This window comes from Lentzea cavernae, from assembly GCF_014653695.1.
GTDB classification, from domain to species: Bacteria; Actinomycetota; Actinomycetes; order Mycobacteriales; family Pseudonocardiaceae; genus Lentzea; species Lentzea cavernae.
This window is the reverse complement of record NZ_BNAR01000013.1, coordinates 32231-45051: the sequence shown is the minus strand read 5'-3', so window position 1 is coordinate 45051 and position 12821 is coordinate 32231. Positions and strand designations below refer to the sequence as shown.

The following is a 12821-nucleotide window of genomic DNA, read 5'->3' as shown; positions in this document are numbered from 1 at the left end:
TCCGAGCCGAGCGGCTCCACCCCTCCGTCCTGGAACACTGGAGGGGTGGAGCTACTCGACAGCGGTCAGAGGTCCAACGTCTGGGCGGACGGCGACCGGATCATCAAGCAGGTGGTCGGTGACCCGGCCGCGTTCGAGCGCGAGATCACCGCTTTGGAGCTCGCCGCGCACACCGGTGTGGTGCCGCGGATCCTCGAGGTGGACCACGAGAAGCGGACCGTGGTGCTCGAACGCCTGCGCTCCGACAGCTTCGGCGAGGACTGGGTGATCGACTACGCCCGCGGCCTCGCCCGTCTGCACATGGCCACCGGTCCGGAGCACGCCGGGCTGCTGCCGCGCCAGCAGGTGCCGGACCCCGTTCCCTTCCTGCGGTTCGTACGTGCGATGGGAGTGGACATCGGACGTGCGGAGGACGAGCTGGCGTTCGAGGACACCGGCAAGTTCGACCTCGTGCACGGAGACCCGTGTCCCGGCAACGACATGTACTCGCCGAACGGCGCCAGGTTCATCGACTTCGAAGGCGCGTCGCTCGGTGACGGGCTGACCGAGGTCGTCTACCTGCGCATCGGGTTCCCGACCTGCGCGACCGTCTCCGAGACGCCCCGGGAGCTGAGGGAGGCCGCCGAACAGGCCTACTTCGAGGAACGCGGCTTCACGGCTGAGCTCGGCGACGCGTGCGTGCGGTGGTTCGTGAACGGCGACGCGCTCGTGCAACGCGCCGAGCGTGATGGCACCGACCACCTCGCCAGGGCCGTCGACGAGGACTGGTTCTGGTACAGCACGACGGCGCGCGGCCGGCTGATGTTCCGTGCGCGCGTGGTGGCGACGTTCACCGAGACCCACCCCGAGACGAGCGCGCTGGCCGGAAGGCTGCTCGACCGGATGAACCAGGTCTGGGAGCCGCAGCCGATCGACACCCGCCGCACCCACGTCTCATGACCAGGCGGACAACCGCAGCCCCGAGGTGAACGACCGCTCGACCCCCGACACCGGGTCCACGAAGGACAGATCACGCGCCAGCAACTGCAGCGGCGACGAGAAGTCGTCCAGCGGGCGCTCCCGCAGCACGGGGTAGAAGTCGTCGTTCACGATCGGCACCCCGAGCCCGGACATGTGCAACCGCAGCTGGTGCGTGCGTCCGGTCAGCGGATTCAACCGGTACCGGCCCAGCGGACCGCGATGCTCCACAAGGGACACGTGGGTCTCCGCGTTGGGCTCGCCGTCGACCTCGAACGCGGTGATGACGCCGCGCTCCTTGATGATCCGCGACCGCACCACGCGCGGCAGTTCCAGCGCCGGGTCGTACGGTGCGATCGCCTCGTATTCCTTGTGCACCAGGCGATCGCGGAACATCGTCTGGTACTTGCCGCGCAGCTCACGGCGCACCACGAACAGCACGAGACCGGCCGTGACGCGGTCCAGGCGGTGCGCGGGGGAGAGGTCGGGCAGGCCCAGCGAGTCCCGCAGCTTCACCAGCGCCGTCTGCATGATGTGCTGGCCGCGCGGGATCGTCGCGAGGAAGTGCGGCTTGTCGGCGACCACGATGGCGTCGTCCTGGTAGACGACACCGATCTCGAACGGCACCGGCACCTCGACGGGCAGGTCGCGGTGGAACCAGATGTAGGCGTCGGGCACGAACGGCGCGTCGATGCCCAACGGGCCGGAGACACCCCAGATCCGTTCCTCCACCAGCATTTCGTCGATGCGCTCGGCGGCCACCCGCGGCAGGCGTTCGACGAGGTGCTCGCGCAACGACGACCAGGAGCCGACGGAGGGCAGCTTCAACCGCGCCGCGTCCAGCCCGGCACGCTGCGGAAGTGGGGAGGAGGGTTTGCGTCTCATCGCACCGGTCAGTCTAAATGGTCGGAAAAACCGAACGACATCGCTCGGAAACATTCGCTGTACTGAATGGAGTACGGGACGAAGACTGGCGGCATGTCGGTCTTCCTCGTCCTCGGCTCCGTCATCTCCCTGCAGTTCGGCGCCGCGTTCGCGAACCAGCTCTTCGGCCAGGTCGGCGCGCCCGGCGCCACCGCGCTCCGGCTCGGCATCGCGGCGTTGATGCTGGCCGTGGTCGTGCGGCCGAAGTTCCGCCAGGAGACGCTCGTGCTCGGGATGACCATGGCCGGCATGAACGGCACGTTCTACCTCGCGCTCGACCGGATCCCGCTCGGTGTGGCCGTGACGATCGAGTTCCTCGGGCCCCTCGGGCTGGCGGCGGTGCTGAGCAGGAGGGCGCGGGACCTCGTGTGGGTCGGGCTGGCGCTCGTCGGCGTCCTGGTCCTCGGCTGGCGCGAGTACACCGGTGCGGAGCTCGACCTCATCGGGGTGGTGCTCGCGTTGATCGCGGCCGTCTTCTGGGCCTTCTACGTGCTCGCGGGGCGCGAGGTCGCGACGGCGGGGCTCGGCACCGGCGGTCTGGCGGGCGCGAGCCTGATCGCGGCGGCGCTCACGCTGCCGTACGGGCTGTCGACGGCCGGCGCCGCGTTGTTCGAACCCAAGATGCTCCTGCTCGGCACGCTGGTGGCCCTGCTCGCGTCCGCCATCCCGTACACGCTGGAGATCAGGGCGCTCAAGACGTTGCAGCCCAGCACGTTCGGGGTCGTGCTCGCGCTCGAACCCGCGGCGGCCGCGCTCGCCGGGGCGTTGCTGCTGGGCCAGCACCTCGGCGTGATCTCGTTGCTCGGCATGGCTCTCGTCATCACGGCGGGGGTCGGAGCGGCGCTACGGAGAGCGCCAGCGCCTCGCGAAACGCCCGCACAGCGGGATGCTGACCTCGTCCTGCCCGCGCCGCAGTGAACAGCAGCCGTGACCGGTCGGCCGGCAGCTCGTGCAGGTCCACGGTGATCTCGCGGTCGTACCAGACCAGGTCGGGCAGCAACGCGACGGCGAGACCCCGTTCCACGAACCGCAGCTTCACCAGCACGTCGGTCGAGGAGAAGCGCACGTCCGGCTCGAAGCCGTTCTGGCGGCACCAGTTCACGTTGAAGATCCGCTGCGGGAAGCCCTCGGTCTCCATGATCCACGGGTGGGAGCCGATCTCGGCGACCGGCAGTCCACGCGGGACGGCGAGCCGGATCGGGTCCCGGCACAGTTCCCGGTACTCGAGGCCGGTGAACCGCGCCTCCGGCTGGTCCGGCCACTCCTCCACGAACACGAGGTCGAAGTCCCTGGCGTTCAACGCCGACAACGCCTCCGCGGGGTCGAGCACCTGGAACTCGATGCGCAGGGACGGGTGCTCGTCCCTCATGCGCGCCAGCGTCGCCGGGATCAGCGCCAGGGCCGCGGTCTGGAACGTCGCCACCCGCAGCGTGCCGGTGATCTCGTGCAACGAGGCGGCGACCTCCGACTCGGCCTGGTCCAGGCGGGCGAGGACCTCCTCGGTGTGCCGCACCAGGATCTCCGCCTGCGGGGTCAGCTTGACCCGCCTGCCGACCGGTTCCAGCAGGGGCACGCCGACCTCGGTCTCCAGCAGCGACAACTGCTGCGACACCGACGACGGGCTGTAGTTCAGCGCCTGCGCGACGGCGGCGAGCGTCCCCCTCCGGGAGAGTTCGCGGAGCAGGCGCAGACGATGGAGGTCGAACATCCGATCATTATCGGATACAGTCCTGTTACCGCCCCCTGAGAAAACGTGCTGTCCTCAGCACGCTTTGAGGAGGTATCGGGATGTCGAAACGACTCCGCATCGTCGCGGGGATCGCGATGGCAACCGGTCTGCTCGTGTCGGTCGCCCCGGCACAGGCCCAGGTTGAAACCGGTCCGTGGACCAGCTACTCGCCGTCGTTCACCGTCCAGGAACGCGGCTGCGGCACCGTCAACAACCTCACGTTCCAGCTCACCTGCTCCACCGCGAGCGGTGACCAGCGTGCCGAGCGGCGTTACGCCACTTACACCGGCGGCACGCGCCAGTTCGAGGGGAGTTTCCGGATCACGAGTCTCGGAGGCACCCGCGTCAGCCTCAAGCAGACGTTCCGGGAGGCCCCCAGCGCGGGACCGTTCTGGATGCTTGCCGTGGAACGCGGCGGCCGTCTTTACGCCGTGCACGGAGGCGCCACCATCGCCACCGGCGCGACCGTGGGCACCACCGTGCGCGTGAACACCGTGCACAACACGGCCACGGAACACCGCACGTACATCAACGGCTCGCGTGCGCACACCTACGCGAGCTCGGGTACGAGCTTCTACGACAAGTTCGGCGCGTACCGGACGTCCAGCGGCCAGGGCCCTGCCACGGTCGTCTGGAGCAACGTCAAGTTCTGGCGCAAGTGATCCGACGTACGACGACGTTGGTGCTCCTGCTGTTCTTGGCTGCCTGCGGCCAGGAACAGCAGGACCCCGTGCTGACGTCCGAGCTGACCTCGCCCGTGGACGTGACGCTGCACTGGCGTCCGGACGCGGGGTCGGCCGGGCAGGTCGTCGAGTACGCGAACGCGGCTGACGGCGAGTACGCGATCCTGGAGTTCGCCGCACCGGCGAAGGACACCTTCGAGCACCCGGACCTGATCCCGGAAACCCAGTTCTACTACCGGGTCCGGCCGTTCACGGGAACCGCTTCGGCCACTGTGGACGTCGCGCTGCCCCCTGGCGACGACGTGCCGGAGATCGAGGGGCCGGACTGGACCGCGCCGGTCAGGGCCGGTGGCGGGAGGACGCCGGTGGCCTCACCCGAGGCGGCGGCGTCGGAGGTGGAGGCGGAGGTGAAGCACGCCAACGGGATCCTGTTCACCTGGCAGGACCGGGCGTCGGACGAGGACGGGTACCTGATCGAGGTCAGACCCGCGGGCGCGGCGGACTACCGCGTCGCCGTGCAGCTCGACCCGGACACCACCTCGTACGGGGTGATCACACTTCCAGACGAGAAAACCGCGACCTATCGGGTGCGGGCGTTCCGGTTCGGGCCACCGTCGAACCTGACGCACCAGACGACGGGAAAGGTCTGAGCGCCTGTCTGGCACTCCACGCGCTCGCGGCGAGAAGCAACGCCGCGAGCGCGTAGGGCCAGATCGCGCGTTCGGTGACGGCCAGCGCCACGTCGATCGCGGCCAGGAGCCCGAAAACGCTGGTCAGAAGCCACCAGGTCAGCCGATCGGCGTGCACGTCAGCAGTCATTCGGGTGGGCTACCCGTTCTCGGGCTCCTTCACACCTTCTTCTTCCTCTTTTTTCTCGCCGCGGCGGCGCATGAACGCGAAGCCCGGGATGCCGAGGATCGCCTGGCGCATGTCGCTCGTGACCTCGAGCAGCTGGTGCACCTCCGGGCCGACCTTGTCGAGGGTCGCCAAGATCGGCAGGATGTCGCTGATCAGGTGCTCCGTGAGCACCGGCAGCTCGTCGACCAGCTTGATCGCGGCCTCGACCTCGTGCGGCGAGAGCTCCTCCACGAACCGCTTCGCGAGCGGCTGGGCCTGCTTGGCGAGCGGTTCGTACATGTCGATCAGCTCGTTGGCCGTGGTCGCGGTGTGGCCCGCCTTCGTGACGACCAGCCCCGCGCGTTCGGCGACGTCGCTCGCGCTCGCCGTGATCGCGCGGACCTCGTCGACCGCCTTCTCCGCGTCCGCCACCACGTTCGCCGTGCGGTCGACCAGCACGTCGGCTCTCGCGACGATGCCGTCGACCGCGTAGATCGTTCCGTTCACCTTCCGCACGAGCTGTTCGACCTCGCCGATCAGGCTCAGCACGCGGCTGGGCACGGCCGCGGCGGCCGCTGTCGTGTCGAGGGCGGTGTTGAGCGCCTGCTTGGCAAGTCCCATGCCGGGGATCTCCATGCGTCCACTCTGCCTTAAGCGTTGGTCGGTTCGGCGTAGCGCCATTCGGTTTTCAAAACTGTCAGACCTCCGGATTACCGTTGCTGATGTCTGCCAGACGGCTGACCGGGTGAACCGGGAACCATGCGCCACCCGAACAGGTCAGAGCCGGGGGTTAGCATCCCCGGCGGGCGAGGGAGGGCGCGTTATGTCTTGGTGGCACCGGATCAGACGCATTATCTCCGGTGGAGGGCGGGAGTCGGCGAGTTTCGTCGCGGCACTGCTGGGAGTCCTGGTGCTCGCGGGCGCCGCGCTCGGGCAGGGCATCTCCCGGACGTCGGTCGCGGTGTCGGACGGGCTCACCTGGCTGGGTGATGATCAGCGCGGCGAGGTCGTGCAGGTCAACCCGGTGTCGGGCAAGCCGCAGACGCGCCTGCAGATCAGCGGGCCCGACTCGCAGCTCGAGATCGCGCAGGAGGACGGCAGGCTGATCGTCCTGAACCGGCGCACCGGCGAGATCACCGTGATCGACCTGGCCACCCTGCTCGCCTCCGGCCGCCGGCAGGCGCCGCCCGGTGCGACGAGCAAGGTGCTGGTGGCGAACGGGATGGTGTACGTCGTCGACCGCGCCGCCGGCACCGTGCACACCGCGGACCCGCTGACGCTGGCCGACATCGGGCAGACGTGGCAGGCCGGGCAGCCGCTCGCCGACGCCGTCGTGGACGAGCGCGGCGTGCTGTGGATCGTCGACCACGGCGGCACTTTGCGGTCCCTGGACTGGTCGGATGACGAGGAGCGGTTCCAGGAGCGTTCGCACCGCCAGGTCACCGGTGCCGGGCCGCGCACCGTTCTCGTGCCGCACGACCAGGGCGTCACGCTGATCGGTCTCGACGGCGGTGTCGTCGTGCGCGACGGCACGGGTGAGGACGTCGACTCGTCGACGGACCGCTCGGACGCCGAGGTGATCGCCGCCCAGTCCTCGCCGCTCGGCCTCGTGCCCGCCTCCGTGCCGTCGTCCTCGGTCGTGGTGCTGGTCGTCGGCCGTGACGTCCTGCGCGTCGACGTGGGCGCGATGGGCTGTCCGAGCCCAGGCCGTCCCGCGGTGTTCCGCGACAAGGTCTACGTGCCCTGCAAGGGCTCCGGCAAGGTCATCGTCCTCGACCGCGGCGGCAACCGCGGCGGCGACGACGTCCGCACGTCCGGCGGGGCCGACCCCGAGCTGGTGTTCGACGACGGCCGGTTGTTCGTCAACGTGCCGGGCTCGTCCACGGGTGTGCTGATCGACCCGGACGGTGCGACGCGCACGATGACGATCCGCAGCCCCGAGCTCCCGGTGAAGGACCCGGACCGCTCGCCGCCGCCGTCCGTGCCGCCGCCCCCGCCGCCGAACCCGAACGAGCCGGTCAAGCCGCCGCGCAACCCGGGCAACGGCAACGGGAACGGCAACAACAACCCGACGACCGAGGTGTCCCCGCCTCCGTCGGTTCCCTCGGTCCCGCCGTCGGTCGGCGGCACGGCTCCCGGCGCGCCCGCGGGGGTGACGGTGCGGGAGAAGTCGCGGAGCTCCTCCGCGCTCGTCGTGACGGTGAGCTGGAACGCGGCCACGTCGTCCGAGCCGATCGTGGGCTACACGGTGTCGGGCTCCGGCTCGTTCTCCGGCGGCTCGGTGTCGGCCCAGTCCGCGGGCACGTCCACCGATCTCTCGATCCCCTGCGCGGGATCGACGTTCTGCTCCGGTGGCAGGCTCGACGTGACGGTGCGCGGTTCGACGGCGACGACGGCCGGTGCGTCGGGCATGGCGGCGTTCACGGTGTCCGCGCCGAACAACCCGCCGCCTCCGCCTCCCGTGACGACAACGACCACGCCTCCGCCGCCCCCACCCCCGCCGCCCGTCACGACCACGACGACGCCTCCGCCACCTCCTCCGCCACCACCGCCGTCGCTGCCGACCGCGGGTGCCGGGGTGATCACCGGGGTCACCGGTGGGCGGATGCTGCCGAGACGCACCGTGTCCATGGCGCCTCCGGCGGACTGGGCGAGCCACAACGGGCGCTGCGAGGTCGTGAACAGGACGCAGGGCTACTCGGTCGGGATCGCCTGCAGCGCCACCACCGCGCAGATCGACGTGGAGGAGGGCAGCAACTCGATCGTCGTGCGCGCCTACGCCGCGTCCGGCGCCGGGCAGGTCGATTCGGCGGCGCGCAACGTGATCTACACGAGTGACGGCTGCCTGCCGAACAAGCCGACGTGCGTTCCCCAGCAGGTTCCGGCAGGAGCCGGGACCGCGCCGATGGGCGCGGGTGGCCTGGGGCTGCTGGCGTGCGCGTTCCTGCTGCGCATCGGTGTTCGTCGTGGAGATGAGGAAAAGTGATCGACACCGGTGAGGTCTCCGCCTTCCGCGACCTGCACACCCGCCTGGGCGACGCGGTCGAGAGCGCGGTGCGCGGCAAGCGCGACGTGGTCGACCTGGTGCTGGTGGCGATGTTCGCGGGCGGCCACGTGCTGCTCGAGGACGTGCCGGGCACGGGGAAGACGACGCTCGCGCGTGCCGTCGCGGGTGCGTTGGGCGGGGTGTCGAGGCGCGTGCAGTTCACGCCCGACCTGCTGCCGTCCGACGTCACGGGCACCTCGGTCTACGACCCGCAGACGGGCCAGATCCGGTTCCGGCCGGGTCCGGTGTTCGCGAACATCGTGCTGGCGGACGAGATCAACCGCGCGGCGGCCAAGACGCAGTCCGCGTTGCTCGAGGTCATGGAGGAGCGGACCGTCACGATCGACGGAGTCGGGCACACGGTGCCCGACCCGTTCCTCGTGGTGGCCACGCAGAACCCGATCGACCTCGACGGCACCTACCGGCTGCCCGAGGCGCAGCTCGACAGGTTCATGCTGCGCACCTCGATCGGCTACCCGTCGGTCGAGGACGAGCTGGACGTGCTGCGCCCCGGCAGCGGCGCGGGCCGGATCGCCGACGTGCACACGGTGACGTCGCCGCGCGAGGTCAGCTCGTTCAGCGGACGCCTGTCGCTGCTGCACGTCGCCGACCCGATCCTGCAGTACATCTCGTCGCTGGGCACGGGCACCCGTTCCGACGAACGCCTGCGCCTGGGCACCTCGACGCGTGGCCTGCGCACGCTCGTGCGGTGCGCACAGGTCTACGCGGCGTCGAAGGGCCGCCACTTCGTCGTGCCGCAGGACGTCCAGGACATCGCCGACCCGGTGCTGGCCCACCGCCTCGTGCTGACGCGGGAGAGCGTCCTGTCGGGCGTGACGACGTCCGAGGTGCTGGCCGACGTGCTCTCGCGCGTGCCGGTGCCCAAGCCAGCGGCGCAATGAGACTCACCGTGCGCGGCACCGGAGTGGCGGTGCTGGGCCTGCTGATGCTCGGAGTCGGCCTGTGGTGGCGTTACGCGGGCATGGCGGCCTTCGGCCTGGCGCTGACAGCGCTGGTCGTCGCGTCGATCGTCTCCGTGCTCGTCGCGTCACCGCTGACGGTCTCGCGCACGGTCCGCCCCCGCACCGTCCCGAGGCTCGCGCGGTGCAACGGCAGGCTGGAACTGTCGTCCACGGGCCGCTGGCCCGTGGCGCTGGACGCCGTCGACGTGGTCGCTGGCTCCCCGATGGACGTGGACGTGCCCCTGCTCGCGCCGGGCGCGGTCGAGTCCGTCGACTACGCCATCCCGACCGAACGCCGGGGCGTGTTCGACGTGGGCCCCCTGACGTTGCGCCGCAAGGGCCTGGCCGGCCTGGCCCAGGCACGCACCGTGCTGGGCGAGGTAGTGCAGGTGCGCGTGGTCCCGCGCGTCCTCCCGGTCCGGGGCCTCCCGTCCGGCGCCCGCCGGGGCCAGGTGGGAGCCGACGAACGCGTCGAGCGGGGCGGCACCGACCTGGTCGGCCTGCGCGAGTACGTGCCGGGCGACGACCTGCGCCGCCTGCACTGGGCGACCTCCGCCCGCACCGGCACCCTGATGATCCGCGAGGACGCCGACCCGGCCCGCCCCCACCTGGCCGTGCTCCTCGACGACAGCACCACCTCCTACCCGGAACCGCAGCGCTTCGAGGAGGCGGTGGAGGTGGCGGCGTCCCTCGTCACCTCGGCCCTCGAACAGGGCCACCCGGTGCGCCTGCTGACGTCCTCCGGCGGCACCGACCTCGAGGAACAGCAGGACTCGGCACCGATCCTCTCCGCCCTCGCCGACCTCGAACTGCAGGACGTCGACGGCCGCCCCACCGTGCCGGTCCGCGACCTCGACGTGGTCGCCGTGGTCAGCGGCACCACGGTCCCAGCGCTGGTCCTGGAGGCAGGCCGCGCCGCGTTCGGCACGGTGCTCGTGGTGGACGAGCAGCGCCCGGTGACCGCGGCGGGCACGGTGCTGGTGATCAGCGGGGCACGCGCCGAGGACCTGGTCGACTCGTGGAACGCGGTGGTGGCGCGATGAGCCGCGGGCAGACGGTGCCGGTGTCCGCCGGCGATGCAGCGAACCCGGCCGGCGGAGATGCAGCGAACCCGGCCGGCGGGGTGGGGCTGGACGCGGTGAGGCGTGGATGGTCGGCCTCGGCCGCGCCGGTGTTCGCCGCCACCACCACGAATCTCACGCCTGCCGCCAAGTCGGTACCGGCCACACCCGATCTCGCGGCCACGAATCCGGCGCTTCCGGTACCGGTCGCACCTGACTTCGCTGCCACGAACCCGGCACCTGCGGTACCGGTCGTACCCGACTTCGCTGCTACCAACCTGGCACTTCCGGTACCGGTCGTACCCGACTTCGCTGCTACCAACCTGGCACTTCCGGCACCGGTCGCACTCGACTTCGCTGCCACGAATCCGGCGCTTCCGGTACCGGCCGCACCCGACGTCGCTGCCGCCAACCCGGCACCGGCAGCGCTCCCGGCACCGGCCGCATCCGACGTCGCTGACACCAGTCCGGCACCGGCCGTACCCCCAGCACCGGCCGTACCCCCGGCACAGACCGCCCCCGATCTCGCTGCCCCCGCCACCAACCCCGCTGTCTTCAACGCGTCCGGCACCACCCCCGCCGGCACACCGACCACGGCGGTCGCCCCATGACCAACCCGCTGATGAAGTACGCCTGGGTCACGGCCATCCTCCTGGTCGGCTCCCTCCAACTCGCCCAAGCCTGGGACGGCGCGTTCGTCTACTTCGGACTCGCCGCGTTCGCCGGCTTCCTGGCCGTCCTGCTCAAGAAACTCGTCCCGGCCGGACTGGCCGCACTCGGCGTCATGGTCCTCGCGATGGCGGGCGGGTTCTTCCTGGCCCGCGGCGCCTCCCCGGACCGCGACCCCACCTGGGTGCTGCTGGACACCGTGCCCAGGCTCCTCACCGCCGCCCGCCCCGCCCCCGCGACCCCGGAACTCCTGGTACCGGGCCTGTTGCTGATCATCGGCATCTCCACGGGCACGGTGCTGTCGGTGACCAGGCGCGGCACGGCCCTGTTCGTGCCGGCGCTCGGCGCCGCCACCCTGTACGTGTCGGCGGCGCTGCTCACGACGGGCCGTGCGGACCGCTACGGGCTCGTGGCGCTGACGCTGGTGGTGTTGCTCGCGCTGGGGTGGCTGATCATCGACCGGCGTGGGCCCGTGGTGCCGCCGGCGGTGCTCGCGACGGCGCTGGCCGCGCTCACGTTGCTGACGTTCGTGTTGCCCACCAACGGGTTCGAGCCGCGCAAGCTCGTCACGCCGCCGGTCACGGACATCGCGATCTCCAACCCGCTGCCGCAGCTCGCGTCGTGGGCTGCGCAGGGGGAGGCGGAGCTGTTCCGGATGCGCGGGCCCGAGGTGCCGGTGCGGCTGGTGACGCTGAGCCGGTACTCGGGGGCGTCGTGGGAGGCGGCTTCGACGTACGGGCCGCTCGGCGTGGTGGACGCGCCGGACCTGCCGACGGGCGGGAAGTTCCAGGACGCCAGCGTGGACCTGCGGATCACCGGGCTGCAGGGGGAGTGGCTGCCGGGGGTCGGGAAGCCGCAGGCGGTGTCGCTGAGCAACGCCATGGTCGATCCGGACACCGGGTCGCTCGTCGTGGCCGAGGGGCTGAAGACCGGGTTGAGCTACACCGTCAGGGGTGTGGTCGAGACGCCGGCCGACACCGATCTCGTCGAGGCCCAGGTGCCCGCCGACGCGACGAGGTACACGGCGTTGCCGCGGTTGCCGTTCACGTTGGCGGAGTACGCGAAGCAGGCGACGCAGAACGCGCGCACGCCGTACGAGAAGGCCGTTGCGCTGGAACAGGTCGTGCGGCTCAACCGCAGGCCGGACGCCGAGGCGCCGGTCGGGTCGTCGTACGCGCGGCTGGAGACGTTCCTCTTCGGCTCACCCGGAGAGTCGGGCGCGGGGGCGGGGACGGCGGAGCAGTTCGCGTCGGCCTACGCGGTGCTCGCGCGGTCGGTCGGGTTGCCGACGCGGGTGGTCGTCGGGTTCCAGCCGGTGCCCGAGGAGAACGGCGAGCGGATCGTGCGGGCCGCGGACGCCACCGCCTGGCCGGAGGTGTACTTCAGCGGGTGGGGCTGGGTCGCGTTCGATCCCGTGTCCGGGAACGGAAGCGGGCCGAGCGCCGCCTCGAAGCGCGAGGTGCTGAACCGGCTCGCGTCGACCACCGCGAAGCCGACGCCGACCTCGTTGGCCTCCGTGCCGCCGCTGGTGCAGCCGACCGCGGTGAACCCCGACGCGGTCGCCGCGCCCGAGGCCGCGAAGACCTTCCCCTTCTGGGTGTTCACGCCGGTGCTGCTGCTCGTCGCGCTCTACGCGGCACGAACGTCGCGGCGCATCAGGCTCCGGTCGGCAGGCCCAGTGGGAGCGTGGAACGAGGTGCTCGACTCGTTGCAGCTCGCGGGTCTCAAGCCGAAACCGAGCCGCACCGTGCCGGACGTCGCGCGCGAGTGGGGCGAGGCGGGCGCACGGCTCGCGGTCGTGGTCGACCAGGCCGCGTTCGCGCCGCAGCCTGCTCAGCACGAGAACAGCTGGCAACTCGCCCGGCAGGTGAAGAAAGCGGTGCGCCGCAAGGCTTCCTGGTGGCGCAGGGTGGTGTGGGCGGTCGACCCGAGGCCGTTGTTCCGGCGCTGACG

11 protein-coding genes are annotated in these 12821 nt (G+C 71.1%); 8 read left to right on the top strand and 3 right to left on the bottom strand.

Annotated elements, in window-relative coordinates:
* The first annotated feature begins 45 nt into the window (after positions 1–45).
* Complete coding sequence (locus IE307_RS33410; protein ID WP_191303409.1) at positions 46–939, top strand: phosphotransferase family protein; 894 nt, start codon at positions 46–48, stop codon at positions 937–939.
* Here IE307_RS33410 and IE307_RS33405 read toward each other — a convergent pair.
* Positions 934–1842, bottom strand: coding sequence for an RluA family pseudouridine synthase (locus IE307_RS33405; protein WP_191303408.1), 909 nt, complete (start codon positions 1840–1842; stop codon positions 934–936). The two genes, IE307_RS33410 and IE307_RS33405, sit on opposite strands and share 6 nt — an antisense overlap.
* Before the next feature lie 66 nt (positions 1843–1908).
* Here IE307_RS33405 and IE307_RS33400 point away from each other — a divergent pair, with 66 nt between their 5' ends.
* The gene (locus tag IE307_RS33400) at positions 1909–2799 is read left to right on the top strand and encodes an EamA family transporter (RefSeq protein WP_191303407.1); all 891 of its coding nucleotides are present in this window, start codon (positions 1909–1911) and stop codon (positions 2797–2799) included.
* Here IE307_RS33400 and IE307_RS33395 read toward each other — a convergent pair.
* A complete protein-coding gene (locus tag IE307_RS33395; protein ID WP_191303406.1) occupies positions 2702–3589 on the bottom strand; it encodes a LysR family transcriptional regulator in 888 nt (295 codons plus the stop codon). The two genes, IE307_RS33400 and IE307_RS33395, sit on opposite strands and share 98 nt — an antisense overlap.
* A gap of 80 nt (positions 3590–3669) precedes the next feature.
* On the opposite strand from IE307_RS33395, the gene IE307_RS33390 reads away from it, so the two are divergent.
* Together IE307_RS33390 and IE307_RS33385 are read left to right on the top strand one after the other, a co-directional pair.
* Positions 3670–4272, top strand: a complete 603-nt coding sequence (locus tag IE307_RS33390; RefSeq protein ID WP_191303405.1) for a hypothetical protein — start codon at positions 3670–3672, stop codon at positions 4270–4272.
* Positions 4269–4943, top strand: a complete 675-nt coding sequence (locus tag IE307_RS33385) for a fibronectin type III domain-containing protein (protein WP_191303404.1) — start codon at positions 4269–4271, stop codon at positions 4941–4943. The genes IE307_RS33390 and IE307_RS33385 overlap by 4 nt, the downstream gene beginning before the upstream one ends.
* Before the next feature lie 178 nt (positions 4944–5121).
* On the opposite strand, the gene IE307_RS33380 is transcribed toward IE307_RS33385, so the two are convergent.
* Complete coding sequence (locus tag IE307_RS33380; RefSeq protein ID WP_229905319.1) at positions 5122–5766, bottom strand: hypothetical protein; 645 nt, start codon at positions 5764–5766, stop codon at positions 5122–5124.
* Positions 5767–5953: 187 nt separating this feature from the next.
* Between IE307_RS33380 and IE307_RS33375 the strand changes: the two genes are divergently transcribed.
* From IE307_RS33375 to IE307_RS33360, 4 genes are all read left to right on the top strand, one after another.
* Entirely contained in the window at positions 5954–8116 is a 2163-nt protein-coding gene (locus IE307_RS33375; RefSeq protein WP_191303403.1) for an NHL repeat-containing protein, read from the top strand.
* Positions 8113–9078, top strand: a complete 966-nt coding sequence (locus tag IE307_RS33370; protein WP_191303402.1) for an AAA family ATPase — start codon at positions 8113–8115, stop codon at positions 9076–9078. The genes IE307_RS33375 and IE307_RS33370 overlap by 4 nt, the downstream gene beginning before the upstream one ends.
* Positions 9075–10181, top strand: a complete 1107-nt coding sequence (locus IE307_RS33365; protein WP_229905318.1) for a DUF58 domain-containing protein — start codon at positions 9075–9077, stop codon at positions 10179–10181. The genes IE307_RS33370 and IE307_RS33365 overlap by 4 nt, the downstream gene beginning before the upstream one ends.
* Positions 10182–10806: 625 nt before the next feature.
* The gene (locus IE307_RS33360; protein WP_191303401.1) at positions 10807–12819 is read left to right on the top strand and encodes a transglutaminase TgpA family protein; all 2013 of its coding nucleotides are present in this window, start codon (positions 10807–10809) and stop codon (positions 12817–12819) included.
* Positions 12820–12821: the final 2 nt, after the last annotated feature.

Coding starts and splice junctions, on each gene's coding strand:
- IE307_RS33365 (WP_229905318.1), top strand. CDS start 9,075: ATGAGACTCACCGTGCGCGGCACCGGAGTGGCGGTGCTGGGCCTGCTG.
- IE307_RS33390 (WP_191303405.1), top strand. CDS start 3,670: ATGTCGAAACGACTCCGCATCGTCGCGGGGATCGCGATGGCAACCGGT.
- IE307_RS33375 (WP_191303403.1), top strand. CDS start 5,954: ATGTCTTGGTGGCACCGGATCAGACGCATTATCTCCGGTGGAGGGCGG.
- IE307_RS33400 (WP_191303407.1), top strand. CDS start 1,909: ATGGAGTACGGGACGAAGACTGGCGGCATGTCGGTCTTCCTCGTCCTC.
- IE307_RS33380 (WP_229905319.1), bottom strand. CDS start 5,766: ATGGAGATCCCCGGCATGGGACTTGCCAAGCAGGCGCTCAACACCGCC.
- IE307_RS33360 (WP_191303401.1), top strand. CDS start 10,807: ATGACCAACCCGCTGATGAAGTACGCCTGGGTCACGGCCATCCTCCTG.
- IE307_RS33405 (WP_191303408.1), bottom strand. CDS start 1,842: ATGAGACGCAAACCCTCCTCCCCACTTCCGCAGCGTGCCGGGCTGGAC.
- IE307_RS33395 (WP_191303406.1), bottom strand. CDS start 3,589: ATGTTCGACCTCCATCGTCTGCGCCTGCTCCGCGAACTCTCCCGGAGG.